This window comes from Streptomyces sp. NPDC048718 (assembly GCF_043198875.1).
Classification (GTDB): Bacteria; Actinomycetota; Actinomycetes; order Streptomycetales; family Streptomycetaceae; genus Streptomyces.
Window position 1 is genome coordinate 538,400 of record NZ_JBICVG010000001.1, and the last position, 22,696, is coordinate 561,095.

23 protein-coding genes and 4 tRNA genes are annotated in these 22,696 nt (G+C 70.1%); 18 read left to right on the forward strand and 9 right to left on the reverse strand.

What is annotated here, in order from left to right; genetic code table 11:
* Positions 1-5: 5 nt before the first annotated feature.
* Positions 6-1,238, reverse strand: coding sequence for an APC family permease (locus ACGFRB_RS02550; protein WP_393237993.1), 1,233 nt, complete (start codon positions 1,236-1,238; stop codon positions 6-8).
* 57 nt (positions 1,239-1,295) lie between these two features.
* On the opposite strand from ACGFRB_RS02550, the gene ACGFRB_RS02555 reads away from it, so the two are divergent.
* Positions 1,296-1,565: a GlsB/YeaQ/YmgE family stress response membrane protein gene (locus ACGFRB_RS02555; RefSeq protein ID WP_363009799.1), complete on the forward strand. Its 270-nt coding sequence runs from the start codon at positions 1,296-1,298 to the stop codon at positions 1,563-1,565.
* Positions 1,566-1,631: 66 nt separating this feature from the next.
* Here ACGFRB_RS02555 and ACGFRB_RS02560 read toward each other — a convergent pair whose 3' ends face one another.
* From ACGFRB_RS02560 to ACGFRB_RS02570, 3 genes are all read right to left on the reverse strand, one after another.
* Complete coding sequence (locus ACGFRB_RS02560) at positions 1,632-2,255, reverse strand: alpha-ketoglutarate-dependent dioxygenase AlkB family protein (RefSeq protein ID WP_393237996.1); 624 nt, start codon at positions 2,253-2,255, stop codon at positions 1,632-1,634.
* Positions 2,252-2,770: a methylated-DNA--[protein]-cysteine S-methyltransferase gene (locus tag ACGFRB_RS02565; protein ID WP_393237999.1), complete on the reverse strand. Its 519-nt coding sequence runs from the start codon at positions 2,768-2,770 to the stop codon at positions 2,252-2,254. Before ACGFRB_RS02565 ends, ACGFRB_RS02560 begins: the two co-directional genes overlap by 4 nt.
* A gap of 165 nt (positions 2,771-2,935) precedes the next feature.
* A complete protein-coding gene (locus ACGFRB_RS02570; RefSeq protein WP_361237184.1) occupies positions 2,936-3,427 on the reverse strand; it encodes a YajQ family cyclic di-GMP-binding protein in 492 nt (163 codons plus the stop codon).
* Between the two features lie 171 nt (positions 3,428-3,598).
* Between ACGFRB_RS02570 and ACGFRB_RS02575 the strand changes: the two genes are divergently transcribed.
* Positions 3,599-3,680: transfer RNA gene (locus ACGFRB_RS02575), tRNA-Tyr, on the forward strand.
* Between the two features lie 112 nt (positions 3,681-3,792).
* Here the strand turns inward: ACGFRB_RS02575 and ACGFRB_RS02580 are convergent.
* Both ACGFRB_RS02580 and ACGFRB_RS02585 read right to left on the reverse strand, forming a co-directional pair.
* Positions 3,793-4,449 carry an SDR family oxidoreductase gene (locus ACGFRB_RS02580; protein WP_393238002.1) on the reverse strand — a complete coding sequence of 219 codons (657 nt, stop codon included), beginning with the start codon at positions 4,447-4,449 and terminating at the stop codon, positions 3,793-3,795.
* Positions 4,450-4,451: 2 nt separating this feature from the next.
* Positions 4,452-5,792: a hydrolase gene (locus ACGFRB_RS02585; RefSeq protein WP_393238005.1), complete on the reverse strand. Its 1,341-nt coding sequence runs from the start codon at positions 5,790-5,792 to the stop codon at positions 4,452-4,454.
* A gap of 518 nt (positions 5,793-6,310) precedes the next feature.
* On the opposite strand from ACGFRB_RS02585, the gene ACGFRB_RS02590 reads away from it, so the two are divergent.
* From ACGFRB_RS02590 to ACGFRB_RS02615, 6 genes are all read left to right on the forward strand, one after another.
* Positions 6,311-6,383 (forward strand) — tRNA-Thr (locus ACGFRB_RS02590).
* Between the two features lie 42 nt (positions 6,384-6,425).
* Positions 6,426-6,498: transfer RNA gene (locus ACGFRB_RS02595), tRNA-Met, on the forward strand.
* A gap of 88 nt (positions 6,499-6,586) precedes the next feature.
* Positions 6,587-6,751 (forward strand): 50S ribosomal protein L33, encoded by a 165-nt coding sequence (gene rpmG / locus ACGFRB_RS02600; RefSeq protein ID WP_018834916.1) that lies wholly within the window; start codon positions 6,587-6,589, stop codon positions 6,749-6,751.
* A gap of 240 nt (positions 6,752-6,991) precedes the next feature.
* Complete coding sequence (locus tag ACGFRB_RS02605) at positions 6,992-7,444, forward strand: MaoC family dehydratase N-terminal domain-containing protein (RefSeq protein ID WP_361237194.1); 453 nt, start codon at positions 6,992-6,994, stop codon at positions 7,442-7,444.
* Positions 7,445-7,446: 2 nt separating this feature from the next.
* Complete coding sequence (locus tag ACGFRB_RS02610) at positions 7,447-7,875, forward strand: MaoC family dehydratase (RefSeq protein ID WP_363009788.1); 429 nt, start codon at positions 7,447-7,449, stop codon at positions 7,873-7,875.
* 167 nt (positions 7,876-8,042) lie between these two features.
* Positions 8,043-9,098 (forward strand): UDP-N-acetylmuramate dehydrogenase, encoded by a 1,056-nt coding sequence (locus ACGFRB_RS02615; protein WP_393238009.1) that lies wholly within the window; start codon positions 8,043-8,045, stop codon positions 9,096-9,098.
* Positions 9,099-9,231: 133 nt separating this feature from the next.
* Here the strand turns inward: ACGFRB_RS02615 and ACGFRB_RS02620 are convergent, their stop codons facing one another.
* Complete coding sequence (locus ACGFRB_RS02620) at positions 9,232-9,864, reverse strand: NAD(P)-dependent oxidoreductase (protein ID WP_393238012.1); 633 nt, start codon at positions 9,862-9,864, stop codon at positions 9,232-9,234.
* Between the two features lie 90 nt (positions 9,865-9,954).
* Between ACGFRB_RS02620 and ACGFRB_RS02625 the strand changes: the two genes are divergently transcribed.
* The gene (locus ACGFRB_RS02625) at positions 9,955-10,560 is read left to right on the forward strand and encodes a TetR/AcrR family transcriptional regulator (RefSeq protein WP_361237207.1); all 606 of its coding nucleotides are present in this window, start codon (positions 9,955-9,957) and stop codon (positions 10,558-10,560) included.
* Between the two features lie 78 nt (positions 10,561-10,638).
* Here the strand turns inward: ACGFRB_RS02625 and ACGFRB_RS02630 are convergent, their stop codons facing one another.
* Together ACGFRB_RS02630 and ACGFRB_RS02635 are read right to left on the reverse strand one after the other, a co-directional pair.
* Entirely contained in the window at positions 10,639-11,673 is a 1,035-nt protein-coding gene (locus ACGFRB_RS02630; protein WP_393238015.1) for an adenosine deaminase, read from the reverse strand.
* A gap of 138 nt (positions 11,674-11,811) precedes the next feature.
* Positions 11,812-13,038 carry a pyridoxal phosphate-dependent aminotransferase gene (locus tag ACGFRB_RS02635; RefSeq protein WP_363009779.1) on the reverse strand — a complete coding sequence of 409 codons (1,227 nt, stop codon included), beginning with the start codon at positions 13,036-13,038 and terminating at the stop codon, positions 11,812-11,814.
* Between the two features lie 259 nt (positions 13,039-13,297).
* On the opposite strand from ACGFRB_RS02635, the gene ACGFRB_RS02640 reads away from it, so the two are divergent.
* From ACGFRB_RS02640 to rpoB, 9 genes are all read left to right on the forward strand, one after another.
* Positions 13,298-13,370, forward strand: a tRNA-Trp gene (locus ACGFRB_RS02640).
* Positions 13,371-13,474: 104 nt separating this feature from the next.
* Complete coding sequence (gene secE / locus ACGFRB_RS02645; RefSeq protein WP_361237216.1) at positions 13,475-13,759, forward strand: preprotein translocase subunit SecE; 285 nt, start codon at positions 13,475-13,477, stop codon at positions 13,757-13,759.
* 44 nt (positions 13,760-13,803) lie between these two features.
* Positions 13,804-14,688 carry a transcription termination/antitermination protein NusG gene (gene nusG / locus ACGFRB_RS02650; protein WP_393238020.1) on the forward strand — a complete coding sequence of 295 codons (885 nt, stop codon included), beginning with the start codon at positions 13,804-13,806 and terminating at the stop codon, positions 14,686-14,688.
* Between the two features lie 158 nt (positions 14,689-14,846).
* Entirely contained in the window at positions 14,847-15,281 is a 435-nt protein-coding gene (rplK, locus tag ACGFRB_RS02655) for a 50S ribosomal protein L11 (RefSeq protein WP_363009775.1), read from the forward strand.
* Positions 15,282-15,364: 83 nt separating this feature from the next.
* Positions 15,365-16,093 carry a 50S ribosomal protein L1 gene (gene rplA / locus ACGFRB_RS02660; RefSeq protein ID WP_361237225.1) on the forward strand — a complete coding sequence of 243 codons (729 nt, stop codon included), beginning with the start codon at positions 15,365-15,367 and terminating at the stop codon, positions 16,091-16,093.
* Between the two features lie 171 nt (positions 16,094-16,264).
* Positions 16,265-17,308, forward strand: a complete 1,044-nt coding sequence (locus ACGFRB_RS02665; protein WP_393238024.1) for a hypothetical protein — start codon at positions 16,265-16,267, stop codon at positions 17,306-17,308.
* 282 nt (positions 17,309-17,590) lie between these two features.
* Positions 17,591-18,121, forward strand: coding sequence for a 50S ribosomal protein L10 (rplJ, locus tag ACGFRB_RS02670; RefSeq protein WP_361237231.1), 531 nt, complete (start codon positions 17,591-17,593; stop codon positions 18,119-18,121).
* 119 nt (positions 18,122-18,240) lie between these two features.
* Positions 18,241-18,627: a 50S ribosomal protein L7/L12 gene (rplL, locus tag ACGFRB_RS02675; RefSeq protein WP_363009771.1), complete on the forward strand. Its 387-nt coding sequence runs from the start codon at positions 18,241-18,243 to the stop codon at positions 18,625-18,627.
* Between the two features lie 545 nt (positions 18,628-19,172).
* Positions 19,173-22,655 carry a DNA-directed RNA polymerase subunit beta gene (gene rpoB, locus ACGFRB_RS02680; RefSeq protein ID WP_363009769.1) on the forward strand — a complete coding sequence of 1,161 codons (3,483 nt, stop codon included), beginning with the start codon at positions 19,173-19,175 and terminating at the stop codon, positions 22,653-22,655.
* Positions 22,656-22,696 lie beyond the last annotated feature (41 nt).

Here is a 22,696-nt window from a genome sequence, read left to right on the forward strand (position 1 = left end):
GGCCCTCAGAGCCGGGGGGACGCCGCGCGTCCCCGCCTGACCGCGTACGCCACCACGCCGACCGCCAGCACCCCGATGCCCGCGAGGACCGAGCCCGGCGGCAGAGCGAAGGCGAGGGCCGCGCAGCCGACGAGGCCGAGGGCGGCGAGCGGCCGGTCGCGGCGGTCCAGGGTCCAGACGGAGGCGTTGGCGATGCCGTAGTAGACGAGGACGCCGAACGACGAGAAGCCGATCGCGCCCCGTACGTCCACCGTCGCCGCGAGCACGGCCACGACCGCGCCGACGGCGAGTTCCGCCTGGTGCGGGACCCGGAAACGGGGGTGGACGGCGGCCAGCCGAGCCGGCATATGCCCGTCCCGGGCCATGGCGAGCGTCGTCCGCGAGACCCCGAGGAGCAGCGACAGCAGCGACCCGAGGGCCCCGGCCGCCGCGCCGAGGGTGACGAACGGGACCAGCCAGGACGCTCCCGCCGCGCGCGCCGCGTCCGCGAGCGGAGCGCCGGAGCCGGCCAGGGCGTCCGGCCCGAGGACGGCGAGCACGGTCACGGCGACGGCCGCGTACACGAGAAGGGTGAGGCCGAGCGCGATCGGCACCGCGAGCGGAATGGTTCGCTCCGGGTCGCGGACCTCCTCGCCGAGCGTCGCGATCCGCGCGTACCCGGCGAACGCGAAGAACAACAGCCCGGCCGCCTGGAGCACCCCGCCCGCCGGAAGGTCGTCGGCGAGCGCGAGCCGTTCCACCCGCCCCGCCCCGGCGGCGGCCACCACGACGGCGGCCAGGACGGCGAGCACCACCGCCACGATCACCCGCGTCAGCCACGCCGACTTCCGCACCCCGCGGTAGTTGGCGGCGGTCAGTGCCACGACTGCCGCCACGGCCACCTCGCGCGAGTGCGCCGGCCAGGCATATGCCCCGACGGTCAGGGCCATCGCCGCGCAGGACGCCGTCTTCCCGACGACGAAGGCCCAGCCCGCCAGATAGCCCCAGAAGGGGCCGAGCCGTTCGCGCCCGTAGACATAGGTGCCGCCCGAGGATGGATAGCGGGCCGCGAGCCGGGCCGAGGCCGTCGCGTTGCAGTACGCCACCACGGCGGCGACCCCGAGCGCCGGGAGCAGCCCCGGGCCGGCCGCGCCGGCGGCGGGGGCGAGCGCCACGAAGATCCCAGCGCCGAGCATCGAGCCGAGCCCGATGACGACGGCGTCGAACACCCCGAGGGTGCGGCGCAACTCCTGTGTCATGTGCCGAACACTATTCCCGGGGCAACCGTCCCAGCACTTGAGGGCGTCTTCCCAGGCATGAGCATCATCGGATGGATCGTCCTCGGCCTGCTGGCCGGCCTCATCGCCAAGATCCTGCTCCCGGGCCGCGACCCGGGCGGCGTTCTCGGTACGACCCTGATCGGCGTCGTCGGCGCGTTCCTCGGCGGCTGGATCTCGTCCCGCTTCCTGGACCGCCCGATCGACCGCGACTTCTTCGACACCGCCACCTGGCTGTCGGCGATCGGCGGTTCCCTGGTGCTGCTGATCGGCTACCGGCTGCTGTTCGGCAACTCGCGCGAACGCTGAGACCCCGCCCGGTCAGGGCCCCCGACCCCGACCCGACGCCGACGGCCGGGAGCCGGGAGCCGGGGATCAGAGCCCGGTCTCCCGCAGAGTGATGTTGAGCCGCCCGCGCAGTCCGAGCGCGGGCTCGGCCGTCCCCGGGTACACCTTCGGCACCCCGTGGAACGCGAACCGCGACGGCCCGCCGAACACGAACAGGTCCCCGGACGCCAGCTCCACATCCGTCCACGGCCGGCCCCGCCCCTCGGTGTTCCCGAGCCGGAACACACAGGTGTCGCCCAGACTCAGTGACACCACCGGAGCGGGCGAACGCTCCTCCTTGTCCTGGTGCATGCCCATGCGCGCGCCGTCGCCGTAGAAGTTGACGAGCCCGGTGTCCGGGGTGAAACCGCGATGTTCGCCGTACGCCTCCACCAGCGCCTCCCGCCCCAACGCGACCAGCCATTCGGGCAGTTCGAGGTCCACGCCGTCCAGATAGCGGTACGGCACCCAGCGCCGCCCGAGATGCAGCGAGCGCACCGACATCACCCCGCCACCCGGCAGGACCGTCGACGCGTACGCCACCGGCCCGCGCCCGAACTCACGGCAGGCCTCGACCAGTTCACGCTGCCGCTTTGGCGGCAGCCACCCGGGGACGTGCACCGCCCCGGGTGCGGGCTCGCTCCGCTCTCGCGGAAACAGCCCTTCGGTCACGGCTGTTGCTCCCCGGCCCCGCTCTCCAGGTCCAGCAGGGCCCGCTTGCGGTCGAGTCCGGCGGCGTACCCCCGCAGACTCCCGTCCGCGCCGATCACCCGGTGGCACGGCCGCACCACGAGCAGCGGATTGCGCCCGATCGCGGTGCCCACCGCCCGTACGCCCGCGCCGGCCGAACCGACCTGGGCCGCGATCTCGCCGTACGAGACGGTCGTCCCGTAGGGGATCTCCTCCAGGGCCCGCCACACCCGCCGCTGGAACTCCGTCCCGGACTCCTCGTAAGGGATGTCGAACCCGGCCCGCCGCCCGTCGAAGTACGCCCCGAGCTGCCCGGTGATCTCCTCGAACGCCGCGTCCTCGCGGACCCACCCCTCCTCGACCGCCGCGCCGCCCTTCTGTCCCTCCAGCGACAGCGAGCGCAGCACGACCCGTCCCTCGTCGCCGATCCGCCCCACCAGGAGCATCGCGCCGAGCGGCCCGTCGATGCGGCTGTAGACCATCGCGTTCGTTCTCATGCCCCCAGTGTGCGACGCCGCCCCCACCCCCGGCTGGCGCTTTTCGGACACCACCCTGACGGGGTGGGGCGGCCGGAAGGCGGGGGAGCCGGGAGTGGGGGCGGGGTCGCGGGGGGTGCGGCGGCCGGCGGGAAGAGCCGGCGCGGCAGGGCCGGAGCGGCAGGGTCAGCGGTAGTTCACGAACTGGAGGGCGAAGTCGAAGTCCTTGCCCTTCAGGAGCGCGATGATGGCCTGGAGGTCGTCCCGGCTCTTCGAGCTGACGCGCAGCTCGTCGCCCTGCACCTGCGCCTTGACGCCCTTCGGTCCCTCGTCACGGATGATCTTGGCGACCTTCTTGGCGTTCTCCTGGGAGATGCCCTCCTGGATGGAGGCGAAGAGCTTGTACTCCTTGCCGGAGAGCTGCGGCTCGCCCTCCACGTCCAGCGACTTCAGCGAGATGCCCCGCTTGATCAGCTTGGACTCGAGGACGTCGAGGATCGCCTTGACCCGCTCCTCGCCGCTCGCCTGCATCAGGATCTTCTCGCCCGACCAGGAGATCGAGGCGCCGGTGCCCTTGAAGTCGTAGCGCTGCGAGAGCTCCTTCGCGGCCTGGTTGAGGGCGTTGTCGACCTCCTGGCGCTCGACCTTGGAGACGATGTCGAAACTGGAGTCGGCCATGAGGTGAGGCTCCTTGCTCGGATGTGATCGGGTACGGCACAAAGCGTAGCCACCCGGCCGCCACCAACCTGTGATCAATCCAGTGGTGGAGCACCCCGTGGGATCGGGTATTGTTTACGTCGTTGCCAGGGAGCGCAGCCGAAAAGCGGCTCCGAGGTGACGAAATCCCATGGCGGTGTGCCCGAGTGGCCAATGGGAGCGGACTGTAAATCCGTCGGCTTAGCCTACCCAGGTTCGAATCCTGGCGCCGCCACGCGATGCAGAAGGTCCCCGGTGTTCTCACCGGGGACCTTCTCGCATGTTCGGGGTCTTCTCGATGCCCGGGACCGGTTCGGACGGCCGGTCCCGGGCCTATGCCGCGCGGCTCAGTTGCCCGCGATGTCCTTCACCGCGACCGAGACCGGCACCGAGCCCGAGACGAGTTCCAGGGTCAGCCCGGCCGCCCCCGGCGTGTCGAGGAGTTCGGCGAGAACCGCGGCCACGTCGTCGCGGGGCACCGGACCCCGGCCCGCGGCGACCTCCAGCCGGACCAGGCCCGTTCCCGCGTCGTTCGTCAGCATCCCGGGGCGCAGCACCGTCCAGTCCAGGTTCGGCCGGGCGCGGATGGCGTCGTCGGCGGCGCCCTTCGCCCGCAGGTACACGTCGAAGACCTCGTCGCCTTCGTGCCGTGCGTCCGCGCCCATCGAAGAGACGATCACATAGCGGCGCACCCCCGCCCGTTCGGCCGCGTCCGCGAGGAGGACGGCCGCCGCGCGGTCCACCGAGTCCTTGCGTTCCACGCCGCTGCCCGGGCCCGCGCCCGCCGCGAAGACGGTCGCGTCCGCGCCCTCCAAGGCCGCCGCGACCTCCTCGACGGTTGCCGACTCCAGATCCAGGACGACCGCGCCGATCCCGGCCTTCCGTAGCTCCTCGGCGTGTTCGGGGCGGCGGACGATCCCCACCGGTTCGTGTCCGCCCGCGGCGAGCAGCCGCTCCAGCCGCAGGGCGATCTGTCCGTGTCCTCCAGCGATGACTACGCGCATACTCACGACCGTACGGCCCCCGGCCCGCCCGGTCCTGTCGAATCGGGCCGGTCCGGCCGATCGGGTCGGGTCTGCCGGGGCAGGTCGAGCGCCGCCGCCGGGTCGCAGTACTCCCGTACCGCGCTCGTCCGGGCCACCACCCGCCCCCGGTGCACCACGATCCGGCTGTACGCCTGGGACAGCACGCCCGCGAGCCGCGCGCCCCGCACCGCCAGCAGCTCCGCCGGGAACCCCGCCTCCACCCGCACCTCCGGAAGCCCCATCGCCGCCCGCGCGTCCGCGCTCACGGCCCCGTACGCCGCCGCCTCGGCCACTCCGTCCAGCGAGGCCAGCAGATACGCGGCCTCCAGCGGATCGCCCCGCCCCACCGGATTGCACACGTCCCGCAGCGCGCCGCCGCCCGCCGCGACCCGCACCCCGGCCGCCCGCAGCAGCCGTACCGGCGCCGTGCCCCGGGTCCCCGCCGCCGCGCAGCCGCCCTGGGGCAGAGCGATCACGCTCACCCCGGCCGCCGCGAGCCGGTCCGCCGTCCGCCGGGCCGTCTCGGCGGGCAGCCGCCGCAGCCCCGCGCACGGCCCGACCGTCACCCCCGCCCGCAGCCCCCCGGCCATCGCCGCGAGCCGCGCGAGGCGCACCGGATCGTCCCCGTCGGTGTGCAGGTCCACCGGGCGGCCGTACTCGTTGGCGAGATCCAGGACCAGCTCCACGTATCCGGTCGGATCCGGGTCCAGGTCCGGCCGGCCGCCGACCGCCGCCGCGCCCATCGCCACCGCGTCCCGCAGCGTCGCGAGCCCGTCCGCGCCCGCCACCCCGGTCAGCAGCCGGGGCACCGCCACCGTCGTCAGCTCCGCCAGACCGCGCAGCGAACGCCGGGCCTGGAGCACCGCCTCCAGCGGCCCGAGCCCGTGCAGGTCCCCGATCCGGACATGGGCGCGCAGCGCCGTCGCGCCGTGTCCCAGTTGGAGCAACGCCGCCTCGGTGGCCCGCCGCTGGACCTCCTCGGTGCCGTACGGGACGGGGCTGGTGGGCCCGGTGGGCCTGGTGGGGTCCGTGGGGCCGGTGAGGTCGGCGGTGAGGGCCGTGTCGGCGTGCGCGTGCGGTTCGGCGGGCGCGGGCAGCAGCAGATACCCGGACAGGTCCACCCGGGCGCCCACGGCGCTCAGGCTGCCCGCGGTGCCGACGGCCTCGATCCGGCCGCCGCCGAGCCGGACGTCGACCATCCGGCCGTCGGTCAGCCGCGCGTTGCGGAGCAGCAGCGGCGCGATCGCGGTGGTGCCGGTGGCGGCCCGGCCGTCGTCGGGCGAGGGCGGAGGCTGCTGGGGTTGCTTGCTGTCGGCTGACACAGGACTCCTCACGGCCGGCTCGGCGAAGGCGATCCCGGCGAGGCGATAGCGGCGGGGGAGGCGAGGGAAGCGAGGGCGGACGCCAAGATCACGCAGCGTGGCGGGCCCGAGCCTAGGGCGGCCCGGTGCCGCCTTCGGGGAGGAGCGCAGTAGTCGTACCGATGAGGGCACGTGTGGCGTACGAGGCGCGCGAGGAGGCGTGAGGCGTACGCGAGGGCCGAGGAGGGGCGTGGGGGACTCGTGCGACGGAACGGGACGACGCTCCCGGGCGTGGATCCGGATGCCGGTGATCCCGGGTGCCGGGCCTGCGCCGGGGGAGCGGGCCGCCCTCGGAGGCGAGCCGGCGACCGGGTCCGAAACCCCCTCCCGCACCGCTCCGACCAGCCGGAACCCTTACGGCACAAGGCCTCCGCGAGACCCGCACCCGCCCCGCACGTCTCTTCCACTCCACCCCCGCCGGGGCCTGCGGGAATGGATTTGGGTGATGGGCTCAGGACCGTGTAATGTCTTCCTCGCTCGCCCCAATAGCTCAGTCGGTAGAGCGTCTCCATGGTAAGGAGAAGGTCTACGGTTCGATTCCGTATTGGGGCTCTGGTGTGAAGGATCCGCCTTCGGGCGGATCCAGAACATCAAAGCGGTGTAGCTCAGTCGGTAGAGCAAGCGGCTCATAATCGCTGTGTCACCGGTTCAAGTCCGGTCACCGCTACACACAGTAGCCGATTGTAGGGTCGGTCCTGCAATCGGCTACTCTTGTCTGCGTTCATCCGTTTATCCGTCCGTCAAGGAGCACTCACGTGGCTGCCACCGACGTCCGCCCGAAGATCACGCTGGCCTGCGTGGAGTGCAAGGAGCGGAACTACATCACCAAGAAGAACCGGCGTAACAACCCGGACCGCATGGAGATGAAGAAGCACTGCCCGCGCTGCAACGCGCACACCGCGCACCGCGAGACGCGCTAACCAGGCTCGAACACGAGGCCGCCCCCTCTCAGGGGGCGGCCTCGCGTCGTTTCCACGGGGCGTACTCGGCAGTACGCCGGCGGTACGCCAGTACGTCGGCGCTTCGCCGGCCGTACGCGTACGGGCCGAATCCGGCCGTACGCGCGCGTACGCGCTGTCACCTCCGCGCGGACGTACACCCGAACGCCCGAAGCACCACGCACGCACCAGATCGCGCACAGATCCAGGAGGTCCGAGGCCATGGCGCTCGACCAGTCCTTCGTGGGGCGGACCTATCCGCCCACCCCGCCGTACGAGGTCGGCCGCGAGAAGATCCGCGAGTTCGCCGAGGCGATCGGGGACGCCAACCCCGCGTACACCGACCAGGAGGCCGCCAAGGACCTCGGTCACCCGGACGTCGTGGCGCCGCCGACCTTCGTCTTCGCGATCACCTTCAAGGCCGCCGGCCAGGTCGTCGAGGACCCGCAGCTCGGCCTCGACTACAGCCGCGTGGTGCACGGCGACCAGAAGTTCGCCTACACCCGCCCCGTCCGGGCCGGCGACCGCCTCACGGTGACCAGCACCATCGAGGCCATCAAGTCGCTCGCCGGCAACGACATCCTGGACATCCGCGGCGAGGTCCACGACGAGAGCGGCGAGCACGTCGTGACCGCCTGGACCAAGCTCGTGTCCCGCGCCCCCGAGGAGGCCTGACCGTGACCGCGAAGATCGCCTACGACGAGGTCGAGGTCGGCACCGAGCTGCCCGCGCAGTCTTTTCCCGTGACCCGCGCCACGCTGGTCCGGTACGCCGGCGCCTCCGGTGACTTCAACCCCATCCACTGGAACGAGCGGTTCGCCAAGGAGGTCGGACTGCCGGACGTCATCGCGCACGGCATGTTCACCATGGCCGAGGCGATCCGCGTCGTGACCGACTGGACCGGCGACCCGGCCGCCGTCGTCGAGTACGGCGTCCGCTTCACCAAGCCCGTCGTCGTCCCCGACGACGCCGAGGGCGCCGTGATCGAGGTCTCGGCGAAGGTCGCCGCCAAGCTGGACGACCAGCGGGTACGGGTCGACCTCACCGCCATGAGCGCGGGCCAGAAGGTGCTGGGCATGTCCCGGGCCGTGGTCCGGCTCGCCTGACCCTTCGAGCCTTTCCGGGTCTTTTGAGGTACGGACGAGAGCCCCGGCGCCCGATGGCGCCGGGGCTCCGCCGTGGCCCGGTGCGGTCTTCACACGGCCTGGCCCCGCCCGGTGCCCCGCGGTGCCGCCCCACGGGCGCCGGACGGGGTGAACGTACTCTTGTGCCCGTGCACGTACTCCACGACACCCCCCTCGCGCCCCTGACCACCTTCCGGCTCGGCGGCCCCGCCACCCGGCTCGTCACGGCCACCACCGACGCCGAGGTGATCGCCGCGGTCCGCGAGGCCGGCGCGGACGGGACCCCGCTGCTCGTCATCGGCGGCGGCTCCAACCTGGTCATCGGCGACAAGGGCTTCGACGGCACCGTCCTCCACATCGCCACCAAGGGCTTCGCCCTGGACGGGACGACGCTGGAGGTCGCGGCCGGCGAGGTGTGGAGCGAGGTCGTGGCCCGGACCGTCGAGGCCGGTCTCGCCGGAATCGAGTGCCTGGCCGGAATCCCCGGCTCCGCCGGCGCCACGCCCGTGCAGAACGTCGGCGCGTACGGCCAGGACGTGTCGGCCACCCTCACCGAGGTCGTCGCCTACGACACCCGGAACGACACGACGGTCACGCTCACCAACGAGCAGTGCCGCTTCTCGTACCGCCACAGCCTCTTCAAGGAACTCCCCGACACCTACGTGGTGCTGCGGGTCCGCTTCGCCCTGGAGGACGCGGGCGGGCTCTCCGCCCCCGTCGCGTACGAGCAGACCGCCCGCGCCCTCGGTGTCGGGATGGGGGAGCGGGTGCCGCTCGCGCACGCCCACGACACCGTCCTGAAGCTGCGCGCGAGCAAGGGCATGGTGCTCGACCCCGAGGACCACGACACCTGGTCCGCCGGCTCCTTCTTCACCAACCCGATCCTCACCGACGAGGAGTTCGCGGTCTTCCGGGAGCGGGTCGCCGAGCGCCTCGGCGCGGACGTGGAGGCGCCCGCGTACCCGGCGGGTCCCGCCGCCACCAAGACCTCCGCCGCCTGGCTCATCGACAAGGCCGGCTTCACCAAGGGGTACGGCTCCGGGCCCGCCCGGATCTCCACCAAGCACACCCTCGCCCTCACCAACCGGGGCGAGGCCACCACCGAGGACCTGCTCGCGCTCGCCCGCGAGGTCGTCGCCGGGGTGCGGGACGCGTTCGGGGTCACCCTCGTCAACGAGCCGGTGACCGTCGGCGTCGAGATCTGAGCGGCCTCGGACGAGCCTGCTCCCAGAGCCGCCCCGGGCGCGCACCGGGCCGGATTTTCTCCGGCCTGGTGCGCGCCCGATTCGCGTACGGGGCGGGCCGGGCCCCGGCCCCGTACGGATCACGCGTCACCGGTCAGTACGCGATGCCCACGCCCTGGCGCACCGTCGCCGGGTCGTCGGCCATCGCCAGCATCGCGTGCGCCACGTCGGCGCGTGCGATCGTCCGGCCCTTCGCCGGGGTGCCGCCGACCACGCGCCGGTAGTGGCCGGTGACCGGCTGGTCCGTCAGCCGGGGCGGCCGGACGGAGGTCCAGTCGGTGCCGCTCGCCGCCAGCTCCGCCTCCATCTCCCGCAGATCGTCGTAGATCTTCCTCAGCGTGGCACTGACCGCCGCGACCACGGCCTTGTCCGCCAGGCTCTGGCGCTCCGGCGGCGGGCCCACGGGTGCCGCGCTGACCACGAGGAGCCGGCGGGTCCCGGCCGCCTCCATGGCCCACAGGACCGAGCGGGTCAGCCGGGTCGCCACGCCCGCGTCCGCGAGAAGGCGGGCGCCGAGGCCGGAGAGGATCGCGTCCCGGCCCGCCACGGCCGGGCGCAGGGCCTCCGGATCGGACAGATCGGAGCGGAAGACCTCCAGCCGGGGGCCGGTGACGGTGAACCGGGCCGGATCGCGGACGACGGCGGTGACCTCGTGGCCCGCGTCGAGAGCCTGCCGGACGATTTCCCGGCCGATGCCACCGGTCGCGCCGAAGACGGTGAGCTTCATGTCGCACCCTCCCAAGGGGTGAGTAAGTATTCACTCACCGCTAGGGTGAGTGGGCACTCACCCACCCGTCAAGCGTTTTCGGGAGTCCTCGTGGAGCAGAAGCCGACCCGGACCCGGATCATCGACGCCGCCCGCGAGCTGATGCTGACGGCCGGCCTGGCCCGTACGACCACCAAGGAGATCGCCCGGGCCGCCGGCTGCTCCGAGGCGGCGCTCTACAAGTACTTCCCGTCGAAAGAGGACCTGTTCGTCACCGTCCTCGAAGAACGGCTGCCCCGGCTGGGCGGGCTCCTCGGCACCCTCGCCGTCGACCCGCAAGGGCGTGACGTCGAGGAGAACCTGACGGAGATCGCCCGCCGGGCCGCCCTGTTCTACGAGCAGACGTTCCCGATGGCCGCCTCCCTCTACGCCGAGCCCCAGCTCAAGGCGCGCCACGAGGAGGGCATGCGCCGGCTCGGATCGGGCCCGCACCGGCCGATCGAGGGCCTGACGGAGTACCTGCGGTCCGAGCGGGCCCACGGCCGGATCGCCGCCGACGCCGACTGCGAGGCGGCCGCCGGGCTCCTGCTCGGGGCCTGCGTCCACCGCGCGTTCGCCTACGAGATGACGGCGGACGGCAAGCCGCCGCAGCCGCTCGACGACTTCGCCCGCGCGATCGCCCGCACGGTGCTGCGCGGCATCGGCTGGAGCGGCTGACCGGCCCGCCGGAGGCGACCCTCCGGACCGGGCCGGGGACCGGGCGGCAGAGCCGCTGCCCCGCGGCCGGCCCGGGCGTCAGGCCGCGACCGGCGCCGCCAGCCAGTCGTCGATCCCCGACAGCAGCCCCCGCCGTACGTCCTCCGGCGCCGCCGAGCCCCGCACCGACTGCCGGGCCAGCTCGGCCAGTTCGGCGTCCGTGAAGGCGTGGTGCCGGCGGGCGATGTCGTACTGGGCCGCCAGCCGGGAGCCGAAGAGCAGCGGATCGTCGGCGCCGAGGGCCATCGGGACGCCGGCCTCGAAGAGGGTGCGCAGCGGGACGTCCTCGTGCTTGTCGTACACGCCCAGCGCGACATTGGACGCCGGGCACACCTCGCAGGTCACCTGGCGCTCCGCGAGCCGGGCCAGCAGCCGCGGGTCCTCGGCGGCCCGGACGCCGTGCCCGACCCGCGCCGCGCGCAGATCGTCCAGGCAGTCCCGTACGGAGGAGGGGCCGGTCAGCTCGCCGCCGTGCGGGGCCGCGAGCAGACCGCCCTCGCGCGCGATGGCGAAGGCGCGGTCGAAGTCCCGGGCCATGCCGCGCCGTTCGTCGTTGGAGAGACCGAAGCCGATCACGCCCCGGTCGGCGTAGCGCACCGCGAGCCGGGCCAGGGTGCGCGCCTCCAGCGGGTGCTTCATCCGGTTGGCGGCGACCACCACCCGCATGCCGAGCCCGGTGTCCCGGGAGGCCGCGTCGACCGCGTCGAGGATGATCTCCATGGCCGGGATCAGGCCGCCGAGCAGCGGCGCGTACGAGGTGGGGTCGACCTGGATCTCCAGCCACCCGGAGCCGTCCCGGACGTCCTCCTGGGCCGCCTCGCGCACCAGCCGCTGGATGTCCTCGGGCGCGCGCAGGCAGGAGCGGGCGATGTCGTACAGACGCTGGAAACGGAACCAGCCGCGTTCGTCCGTGGCCCGTAGGTTCGGAGGAGTCCCGCCGCGCAGCACCTCGGGGAGGTGGACCCCGTACTTGTCGGCCAGTTCGATCAGGGTGGTGGGGCGCATCGAACCCGTGAAGTGCAGGTGCAGATGGGCCTTCGGCAGGGTGCTGAGGTCGCGGTGTGGGTGGTCCATTGGCCGATTTTGCCGCAGAGGGATGGACGAAAACAGTCCGTTTCCCCGATAGGGACCTGCTAGAACGTAAAAACGGGCCTCCGGTCCGAGAGAACCGGGGGCCCGTTGTCACCTACGGACATCCGTAGGTGCTTGTCTTCAGTCGCGGGCCTCGGCCAGCAGCTTCTGCACCCGGGAGACGCCCTCCACCAGGTCCTCGTCGCCGAGCGCGTACGAGAGCCGCAGGTAGCCGGGGGTGCCGAAGGCCTCGCCCGGGACGACCGCGACCTCGGCCTCGTCGAGGATCAGGGCGGCCAGCTCGACGGAGCTCTGCGGGCGCTTGCCGCGGATCTCCTTGCCGAGCAGCGCCTTGACCGACGGGTACGCGTAGAACGCGCCCTCCGGCGTCGGGCAGTAGACGCCCTCGATCTCGTTGAGCATCCGCACGATGGTCTTGCGGCGCCGGTCGAAGGCCTCGCGCATCTTCGCGACCGCGTCCAGGTCGCCGGAGACGGCGGCCAGCGCGGCGATCTGGGCCACGTTGCTGACGTTGGAGGTGGCGTGCGACTGGAGGTTGGTCGCGGCCTTCACGACGTCCTTCGGGCCGATGAGCCAGCCCACCCGCCAGCCGGTCATGGCGTACGTCTTGGCGACACCGTTGACCACGATGCACTTGTCGCGCAGCTCGGGCACGAGCGCGGGCAGGGAGGTGAACTTCGCGTCCCCGTAGACCAGGTGCTCGTAGATCTCGTCCGTGAGGACCCACAGGCCGTGCTCGACGGCCCAGCGGCCGATCGCCTCGGCGTCGGCCTCGCTGTAGACGGCGCCGGTCGGGTTGGACGGGGAGACGAAGAGGACGACCTTGGTCCGCTCCGTGCGCGCCGCCTCCAGCTGCTCCACCGAGACGCGGTAGCCGGTGGTCTCGTCGGCCACGACCTCCACCGGGACACCGCCCGCGAGGCGGATCGACTCGGGGTAGGTGGTCCAGTACGGGGCCGGGACGATGACCTCGTCGCCCGGGTCGAGGATCGCGGCGAACGCCTCGTAGATGGCCTGCTTGCCGCCGTTGGTCACCAGGACCTGGGAGGCCTCGACCTCGTAGCCGGAGTCGCGCAGCGTCTTGGCGGCGATGGCGGCCTTCAGCTCGGGCAGACCGCCGGCCGGGGTGTAGCGGTGGTACTTGGGGTTCTGGCAGGCCTCCACGGCGGCGGCGACGATGTAGTCCGGGGTCGGGAAGTCGGGCTCGCCCGCGCCGAAACCGATGACCGGACGCCCGGCGGCCTTGAGGGCCTTTGCCTTGGCGTCGACGGCGAGGGTCGCGGACTCGGAGATCGCACCGATCCGGGCGGAGACCCGGCGCTCGGTGGGAGAGGTAGCAGCGCTCATAACGCCATCGTCGCAGACCAGGCCGGGGGCCGGTGCGGCGGTTTCACGCAGCGGACAGGAATGGTCATTCCCGGTCGTACGGGGGGCACGGAACGGCCCGATCCGGGGTGCCCCAAGGCTCTTGCGGGGTCCCGCACCCGGACGGCGGGGCAGGTCGGCGCGGTTCCTGTTCGACGTGGAGCGCTTCACCACGTACACTCACTGCTCGTTGGCCCGCACCGACCACATCTCACGATGGGGTAGGTTGGGGAAGCCACAAAGGGTCGTAGCTCAATTGGTAGAGCACCGGTCTCCAAAACCGGCGGTTGGGGGTTCAAGTCCCTCCGGCCCTGCTACACACACCGCCAGGTCGTGTGCGCATGTACGTACTTCATTGCACCGCCGTGCGGCTCCATTCCGGGCGCGGCACGGCCTACCCGGAATCAGGTGAGTGATCGTGACGGACGCCGTGGGCTCCATCGACATGCCTGATGCCGAGGATGCCGCGCCCGAGGCCAAGAAGCCTCGCAAGGGCGGCAAGCGCGGAAAGAAGGGCCCTCTCGGCCGTCTCGCGCTCTTCTACCGCCAGGTCATCGCTGAGCTCCGCAAGGTCGTCTGGCCTACGCGCGGACAGCTGACGACGTACACCACCGTGGTGATTGTCTTCGTCGTCATCATGATCGGCCTTGTGACCGTGATTGACTATGGATTCCAGGAAGCAGTCAAGTACGTCTTCGGCTGACTTTTTGTTCCACCCCATCTGTATCGCAGGAAGAAGCAGCCACCGTGTCTGACGCGAACCTGAACGACGCCTTCGAGTCCGAGTCCGCCGAGGACGAGCTGGACATCGTCGAGGCTGCCGACGAGGACCAGGCCGCGGCTGCTGACGCCGAGGCCGGCGAGTCCGCCGAGGACGCGGCCCTCCACGTCGAGGACGCCGACGAGGACGAGGCTGCCGACGCCGAGGCCGATGAGGACGTCGAGTCCGACGACTCCGCCGAGGACGACGAGGACGACGAGGACGAGGAAGAGGCCGCCGAGCCCGCCGCTCCGGTCGACCCCGTCGCCGCGCTCCGCGACGAGCTGCGCGGCCTGCCCGGCGAGTGGTACGTGATCCACACCTACGCGGGCTACGAGAAGCGCGTGAAGGCCAACCTCGAGCAGCGTGCCGTCTCGCTGAACGTCGAGGAGTTCATCTACCAGGCCGAGGTCCCCGAAGAGGAGATCGTCCAGATCAAGAACGGCGAGCGCAAGAACGTCCGGCAGAACAAGCTGCCCGGCTACGTGCTCGTCCGGATGGATCTGACGAACGAGTCCTGGGGTGTCGTCCGCAACACGCCCGGCGTCACCGGCTTCGTGGGCAACGCCTACGACCCGTACCCGCTGACCCTGGACGAGATCGTCAAGATGCTCGCCCCGGAGGCCGAGGAGAAGGCCGCCCGCGAGGCCGCCGAGGCCGAGGGCAAGCCGGCTCCGGCCCGCAAGGTCACCGTCGAGGTCCTGGACTTCGAGGTCGGCGACTCGGTCACCGTCACCGACGGCCCCTTCGCCACCCTTCAGGCCACGATCAACGAGATCAACGCCGACTCGAAGAAGGTCAAGGGCCTCGTCGAGATCTTCGGTCGCGAGACTCCGGTCGAGCTCAGCTTCGACCAGATCCAGAAGAACTGACCCACAGGTTTCCGGACAGGTCAGAGTGGCTCTCGCAGCCGCTCTGACCTGCTCGGTTTTTGGCCGCACCGTGATACCCGTTATCGTGGTGCGGTATGCCTCCGTCCGGATGACCGGATGGATCGGCTGGAAACTCTCACTAGGACCCGGAGAGAGCAATGCCTCCCAAGAAGAAGAAGGTCACGGGGCTTATCAAGCTCCAGATCAACGCTGGTGCCGCTAACCCGGCCCCGCCGGTCGGCCCCGCGCTGGGTCAGCACGGCGTCAACATCATGGAGTTCTGCAAGGCCTACAACGCCGCGACCGAGTCGCAGCGTGGCTGGGTCATCCCGGTGGAGATCACGGTCTACGAGGACCGTTCCTTCACCTTCGTGACCAAGACTCCGCCGGCCGCCAAGATGATCCTCAAGGCCGCGGGTGTGGAGAAGGGCTCCGGCGAGCCGCACAAGACCAAGGTCGCCAAGATCACCGAGGCGCAGGTCCGCGAGATCGCCACGACCAAGCTCCCCGACCTGAACGCCAACGACCTGGACGCTGCCGCGAAGATCATCGCCGGCACCGCCCGTTCGATGGGCGTGACGATCGAGGGCTGATCAGCCCCCGTCGTGACCTCCAGTGGTAGGGCCAGCGCCGGCCCGCACCACGACTCCACACCTGAAACAACACAGGAGCAGAAGTGAAGCGCAGCAAGTCTCTCCGCGCTGCCGACGCGAAGATCGACCGGGAGAAGTTCTACGCCCCGCTCGAGGCCGTGCGTCTGGCCAAGGAGACCTCCAGCACCAAGTTCGACGCCACCGTCGAGGTTGCCTTCCGCCTGGGTGTCGACCCGCGCAAGGCCGACCAGATGGTCCGCGGCACCGTGAACCTTCCGCACGGCACCGGTAAGACCGCCCGGGTCCTGGTCTTCGCGACCGGTGACCGTGCCGAGGCCGCGATTGCCGCCGGCGCCGACATCGTCGGCTCGGACGAGCTCATCGCCGAGATCGCCAAGGGCAACCGCCTGAACGAGTTCGACGCTGTCGTCGCCACCCCGGACCTCATGGGCAAGGTCGGCCGCCTCGGCCGCGTCCTCGGCCCGCGTGGTCTGATGCCGAACCCGAAGACCGGCACCGTCACCCCCGATGTCGCCAAGGCTGTCAACGACATCAAGGGCGGCAAGATCGAGTTCCGCGTCGACAAGCACTCGAACCTGCACTTCATCATCGGCAAGGTGTCCTTCGACGACACCAAGCTGGTGGAGAACTACGCCGCCGCGCTGGAGGAGATCCTCCGTCTGAAGCCGTCGGCCGCCAAGGGTCGCTACATCAAGAAGGCCGCCATCACCACCACGATGGGCCCCGGCATTCCGCTCGACTCGAACCGCACCCGCAACCTCCTCGTCGAGGAGGACCCGGCCGCGGTCTGAGCCACTGGCTCGGGAGCCCTCGCGGCTCCAGCGTCCTGAGAAACGCCCCCTGGACCTCTTCGGAGGACCAGGGGGCGTTTTTATGCCCTGCGTGTGTCAGTGCCACCGGTTACGGTGCTCCCGGGGATACGCAAACGATCACGTGTGCGTGATCGAGACAGGGGGGGTTCCATGACCGTTTCCGGGTGGAAGCGAGCAGGCGTCGCGCTCACGGCCGCGGCCGTCGTCACGGGTCTGGCGGGCTGCGAGGACGGCGACGCCAAGTCCGCCGGGCAGAGCGCGGGCAAGGCCGTCGGAAAGAGCGCGAACGACGTCACGGCGGCCATCACGGCGGCCTTCGAGAAGACGTCGAAGGCCAAGGCGGCCAAGTTCACGATGACGATGGAGATGTCCGGCACGGGCGCCACGGACGGCACCACGACCATGTCGGGCGTGCAGGGCTGGGACCCGACCGTCATGGACGTGACGATGGAGGGCGGCATGCTCGCCGGTGCCCGGGCGGGCGCGGACGGCGTGCCCGACAAGATCCGCATGATCATGCGGGACAACGTCATGTACACCGAGATGGGTGCCGACATAGCCAAGGAGTTCGACGGCAAGAGCTGGATGAAGATGGACTTCAACGCCCTGGCCAAGGAGTCCGGTGACCCGTCCCTGAAGGCCATGACCGCGAACATGAGCGGCTCCAACCAGGACCCGGCGCAGCAGCTCGCGATCCTTCTTCAGGCGCGCGGAATCAAGCACGTCGGCCCGGAGAAGATCAAGGGCACCGACACCGAGCACTACAAGGGCACGGTCAGCGTCGACGACATGATGAAGGCCAACAAGAACCTCGGCGCCGTCCCGGAGAAGGACCGCGAGGCCATCGTCGAGACGATGAAGACGGCCGGGCTGAAGTCCTACGACACCGAGCTGTGGGTCGACAAGGACGGCTACCCGGCCAAGATGGTCGTCGGCATGAAGATGGCGCGGGGCAGCGTGAAGGTCACCGCCTTCTACTCCGACTACGGCACGAAGGCCGAGGTCACGCCGCCGCCGGCCGGGAAGACCCTGGACTTCCAGGAGATGATGAAGAAGATGATGGAGAGCGCCGACTCCGCCGACGCGGCTGCCGACTCCGCCGCCGACTCCGCCGACGCGGCTGCCGACTCCGCCGCGGCCGCCGATGCGGCGGCTGCTGCCGCCGCTGCCGCCGCCGGCGCCTCCCGGGGCTGATCCCGGACCGCGGGCCGGCCGGGGGCCGATTTGCCCCCGGCCGTCCCCGTCACGTACTCTTCCGAGGAAGCCAAAGACCGCTGGTCGTCGCTGTGCCCGTCAAGGGTGCGGAGGCCGAAGGATTCGCTGAGTGATGCGAGCGACCCGCGCAGGTGGATGAGGATGAGTTCCCCAACCGTTCACGGTTCGGTCGAGCTGAGCCCCGTGCGCCTGCGCCCGGGGCGTTTTGTTTTGTCCAGTCCCTTCCGCGCGGTCCCATCACCCGGAAGGAGGCCAACGCTTATGGCAAGGCCCGACAAGGCTGCCTCGGTGGCCGAGCTGGAGGACCAGTTCCGCAGCTCGAACGCCGCAGTGCTGACCGAGTACCGGGGTCTCTCCGTCGCGCAGCTCAAGACGCTGCGTCGTGCGCTCGGTGAGAACGCCCAGTACGCCGTGGTGAAGAACACGCTGACCAAGATTGCGGCCAACCAGGCCGGGATCACCGCGCTGGACGACCAGTTCACTGGTCCGACCGCGGTCGCCTTCATCACCGGTGACCCGGTGGAGTCGGCGAAGGCGCTGCGTGACTTCGCCAAGGAGAACCCCAACCTCACCATCAAGGGCGGCGTCCTTGACGGCAAGGCGCTCGACGCCGATGAGGTCAAGAAGCTTGCGGACCTCGAGTCCCGCGAGGTTCTGCTCAGCAAGCTGGCCGGTGCCTTCAAGGGCAAGCAGTCCCAGGCTGCTTCGCTCTTCCAGGCGCTGCCGACGAAGCTCGTCCGCACCGTGGACGCGCTGCGCGCCAAGCAGGCCGAGCAGGGCGGTGCCGAGTAATTCGGCTCGCGCAATGATCCGTACCGCCGCCTAGGCGGAGCGGGTCGCAGCGGGCCGTACATATGCCCGCCTCACATGTACATCCGGCACCTGCCGAATTAGTGGAAGGATCGCCCACCATGGCGAAGCTCACCCAGGACGAGCTGCTCGCGCAGTTCGAGGAGATGACCCTCATCGAGCTGGCCGCGTTCGTCGCGGCGTTCGAGGAGAAGTTCGACGTCACCGCCGCCGCTGCCGCGCCGGTCATGATGGCCGGCGGCGTCGCCGGCGGTGCCGCTGAGGCCGTCGAGGAGAAGGACGAGTTCGACGTCATCCTCACCGGCGCCGGCGACAAGAAGATCCAGGTCATCAAGGTCGTGCGCGAGCTGACCTCCCTCGGCCTGAAGGAGGCCAAGGACCTCGTCGACGGCACCCCGAAGCCGGTCCTCGAGAAGGTCAACAAGGAGGCCGCTGACAAGGCCGCCGAGTCCCTCAAGGCCGCGGGCGCGTCCGTCGAGGTCAAGTAACACCTCGTCGCGAACAGCGACTCTTCACCGCTGACGTGTAACGCCGGCGGTACGAAAGGCGATCATCCATTCGGGTGGTCGCCTTTCGGCGTTCCCGGAGGCGCGTGGCGGTCGTGAGCGTCTCCGGAAGCGGAGTATGGTGATCATCGCCGTGCGCCGCTCAGAGGCGGGGGCCTTGACGAACAGCACGGAGCGCGCAATTCTCAGGACGCGTCGTCACAACGATCCGTTTCCGAGGCATGGATCGACGACCGAACGGGCAGTATCGAGGTGCGCCGTATGGCGCGAGGTGTAGCGCGGAGTTGAGAACTACGAGGGTCGCGAAGAACTCGCCCTGGACATCAGTGGGCCAAGTGGCTACACTGACCCTTTGCGCTGCCTGTTAGCTGCCTCCTGCCCGTCACCAGGGGCATACTCTCGCAATTGCATCGTTGGCCGAACACCTCTGACCTGGCCTTTTGACCATTCCAGGGTTTTCCGCCGACGTCGCTCCGTGGGGGACCGGTACGCGCGCAGTGAGTCCGAGCCCTCGGAAGGACCCCCTCTTGGCCGCCTCGCGCAACGCCTCGACCAATATGAACAACGGTGCCAGCACCGCCCCGCTGCGCATCTCCTTTGCAAAGATCAAGGAGCCCCTCGAGGTTCCGAACCTCCTCGCGCTCCAGACCGAGAGCTTCGACTGGCTGCTCGGCAATGCCGCGTGGAAGGCTCGTGTCGAGGCCGCCCTTGAGTCGGGACAGGACGTCCCCACGAAGTCCGGCCTGGAGGAGATCTTCGAGGAGATCTCCCCGATCGAGGACTTCTCCGGGTCGATGTCGCTGACCTTCCGCGATCACCGTTTCGAGCCGCCGAAGAACTCGATCGACGAGTGCAAGGACCGGGACTTCACCTACGGTGCCCCGCTCTTCGTCACCGCCGAGTTCACGAACAACGAGACCGGCGAGATCAAGTCCCAGACGGTCTTCATGGGCGACTTCCCGCTCATGACCAACAAGGGCACCTTCGTCATCAACGGCACCGAGCGTGTCGTGGTCTCGCAGCTCGTCCGCTCCCCGGGCGTCTACTTCGACTCCTCCATCGACAAGACGTCCGACAAGGACATCTTCTCCGCCAAGATCATCCCGTCCCGGGGTGCCTGGCTGGAGATGGAGATCGACAAGCGCGACATGGTCGGTGTGCGTATCGACCGCAAGCGCAAGCAGTCCGTCACCGTCCTCCTGAAGGCCCTCGGCTGGACCACCGAGCAGATCCTGCAGGAGTTCGGCGAGTACGAGTCCATGCGCGCCACCCTGGAGAAGGACCACACCCAGGGCCAGGACGACGCGCTGCTCGACATCTACCGCAAGCTCCGTCCGGGCGAGCCGCCGACCCGCGAGGCCGCGCAGACGCTGCTCGAGAACCTGTACTTCAACCCGAAGCGCTACGACCTCGCGAAGGTCGGCCGCTACAAGGTCAACAAGAAGCTCGGGGCCGACGAGCCGCTCGACGCCGGTGTTCTGACCACCGACGACGTCATCGCCACGATCAAGTACCTGGTCAAGCTCCACGCGGGCGAGACCGAGACGATCGGCGAGTCCGGCCGGGAGATCGTCGTCGAGACCGACGACATCGACCACTTCGGCAACCGTCGTCTGCGCAATGTCGGCGAGCTCATCCAGAACCAGGTCCGCACGGGTCTGGCTCGTATGGAGCGCGTCGTGCGCGAGCGCATGACCACCCAGGACGTCGAGGCGATCACGCCGCAGACCCTGATCAACATCCGGCCGGTCGTCGCCTCCATCAAGGAGTTCTTCGGCACCAGCCAGCTGTCGCAGTTCATGGACCAGAACAACCCGCTGTCGGGTCTGACGCACAAGCGTCGTCTCTCGGCGCTGGGTCCAGGTGGTCTGTCCCGTGAGCGGGCCGGCTTCGAGGTCCGAGACGTGCACCCGTCCCACTACGGACGCATGTGCCCGATCGAGACCCCCGAAGGCCCGAACATCGGTCTGATCGGTTCGCTCGCCTCGTACGGCCGCGTCAACGCGTTCGGCTTCATCGAGACGCCGTACCGCAAGGTCGTCGACGGTCAGGTCACCGACGAGGTCGACTACATCACCGCCGACGAAGAGGACCGCTTCGTCATCGCCCAGGCGAACGCGACCCTGAACGAGGAGCTCCAGTTCACGGAGCCCCGCGTCCTGGTCCGCCGCCGCGGCGGCGAGGTCGACTACGTGCCGCCGGCCGACGTCGACTACATGGACGTCTCCCCGCGCCAGATGGTGTCGGTCGCGACGGCCATGATCCCGTTCCTCGAGCACGACGACGCCAACCGTGCCCTCATGGGCGCGAACATGATGCGTCAGGCCGTTCCGCTGATTAAGTCGGAGGCCCCGCTCGTCGGCACCGGCATGGAGTACCGCTGCGCCACCGACGCCGGCGACGTGCTCAAGGCCGACAAGGCCGGTGTGGTCCAGGAGCTCTCCGCCGACTACATCACGGTCGCCAACGACGACGGCACGTACAACACGTACCGCCTGCACAAGTTCTCCCGCTCGAACCAGGGCACCTCGGTCAACCAGAAGGTCGTCGTCAACGAGGGCGACCGGGTCATCGAGGGCCAGGTCCTCGCCGACGGTCCGGCCACCGAGAACGGCGAGATGGCGCTGGGCAAGAACCTGCTCGTGGCGTTCATGCCGTGGGAGGGTCACAACTACGAGGACGCGATCATCCTGTCGCAGCGCCTCGTGCAGGACGACGTCCTCTCCTCGATCCACATCGAGGAGCACGAGGTCGACGCCCGTGACACCAAGCTCGGCCCGGAGGAGATCACCCGGGACATCCCGAACGTCTCCGAGGAGGTCCTCGCCGACCTCGACGAGCGCGGCATCATCCGCATCGGTGCCGATGTCGTCGCCGGCGACATCCTGGTCGGCAAGGTCACCCCGAAGGGTGAGACCGAGCTGACCCCGGAGGAGCGCCTGCTCCGCGCGATCTTCGGTGAGAAGGCCCGTGAGGTCCGTGACACCTCGCTGAAGGTCCCGCACGGCGAGACCGGCAAGGTCATCGGCGTCCGCGTCTTCGACCGCGAGGAGGGCGACGAGCTTCCCCCGGGCGTGAACCAGCTGGTCCGCGTCTACGTCGCCCAGAAGCGCAAGATCACCGATGGTGACAAGCTCGCCGGCCGTCACGGCAACAAGGGTGTCATCTCCAAGATCAACCCGATCGAGGACATGCCCTTCCTTGAGGACGGCACCCCGGTCGACATCATCCTCAACCCGCTGGGTGTCCCGTCCCGAATGAACCCGGGACAGGTCCTGGAGATCCACCTCGGCTGGCTCGCCAGCCAGGGCTGGGACGTCTCCGGCCTCGGCGAGGAGTGGGCCAAGCGCCTCCAGGCGATCGGCGCCGACGAGGTCGCCCCGCGGACGAACGTCGCGACCCCGGTCTTCGACGGCGCCCGCCAGGACGAGCTCGCGGGTCTGCTGGAGAACACCCGCCCGAACCGCGACGGCGACCGCATGGTCCTGCCGACCGGTAAGGCGCGGCTGTTCGACGGCCGCTCCGGCGAGCCGTTCCCGGAGCCGATCTCGGTCGGCTACATGTACATCCTCAAGCTCCACCACCTGGTCGACGACAAGCTGCACGCTCGTTCGACCGGTCCGTACTCGATGATCACCCAGCAGCCGCTGGGTGGTAAGGCCCAGTTCGGTGGTCAGCGCTTCGGTGAGATGGAGGTGTGGGCGCTGGAGGCTTATGGCGCCGCGTACGCCCTCCAGGAGCTCCTGACGATCAAGTCCGACGACGTCACCGGCCGCGTGAAGGTCTACGAGGCCATCGTCAAGGGCGAGAACATCCCTGAGCCCGGCATCCCCGAGTCCTTCAAGGTGCTCATCAAGGAGATGCAGTCCCTGTGCCTCAACGTGGAGGTGCTGTCCTCGGACGGCATGTCCATCGAGATGCGCGACACCGACGAGGACGTCTTCCGCGCAGCGGAGGAGCTCGGCATCGACCTGTCCCGGCGCGAGCCGAGCAGCGTCGAAGAGGTCTGACGGGAGTCCGGCGGGGGGACCAGTGATGGTCCCCCCGTCGG

Bases quoted from the DNA above. Each gene is read 5' to 3' on its own strand.
- ACGFRB_RS02550 (WP_393237993.1), bottom strand. From the start codon at position 1,238: ATGACACAGGAGTTGCGCCGCACCCTCGGGGTGTTCGACGCCGTCGTC.
- ACGFRB_RS02555 (WP_363009799.1), top strand. From the start codon at position 1,296: ATGAGCATCATCGGATGGATCGTCCTCGGCCTGCTGGCCGGCCTCATC.
- ACGFRB_RS02565 (WP_393237999.1), bottom strand. From the start codon at position 2,770: ATGAGAACGAACGCGATGGTCTACAGCCGCATCGACGGGCCGCTCGGC.
- ACGFRB_RS02570 (WP_361237184.1), bottom strand. From the start codon at position 3,427: ATGGCCGACTCCAGTTTCGACATCGTCTCCAAGGTCGAGCGCCAGGAG.
- ACGFRB_RS02580 (WP_393238002.1), bottom strand. From the start codon at position 4,449: ATGCGCGTAGTCATCGCTGGAGGACACGGACAGATCGCCCTGCGGCTG.
- ACGFRB_RS02605 (WP_361237194.1), top strand. From the start codon at position 6,992: ATGGCGCTCGACCAGTCCTTCGTGGGGCGGACCTATCCGCCCACCCCG.
- ACGFRB_RS02620 (WP_393238012.1), bottom strand. From the start codon at position 9,864: ATGAAGCTCACCGTCTTCGGCGCGACCGGTGGCATCGGCCGGGAAATC.
- ACGFRB_RS02630 (WP_393238015.1), bottom strand. From the start codon at position 11,673: ATGGACCACCCACACCGCGACCTCAGCACCCTGCCGAAGGCCCATCTG.
- ACGFRB_RS02635 (WP_363009779.1), bottom strand. From the start codon at position 13,038: ATGAGCGCTGCTACCTCTCCCACCGAGCGCCGGGTCTCCGCCCGGATC.
- rplK (WP_363009775.1), top strand. From the start codon at position 14,847: ATGCCTCCCAAGAAGAAGAAGGTCACGGGGCTTATCAAGCTCCAGATC.
- ACGFRB_RS02665 (WP_393238024.1), top strand. From the start codon at position 16,265: ATGACCGTTTCCGGGTGGAAGCGAGCAGGCGTCGCGCTCACGGCCGCG.
- rplJ (WP_361237231.1), top strand. From the start codon at position 17,591: ATGGCAAGGCCCGACAAGGCTGCCTCGGTGGCCGAGCTGGAGGACCAG.
- rplL (WP_363009771.1), top strand. From the start codon at position 18,241: ATGGCGAAGCTCACCCAGGACGAGCTGCTCGCGCAGTTCGAGGAGATG.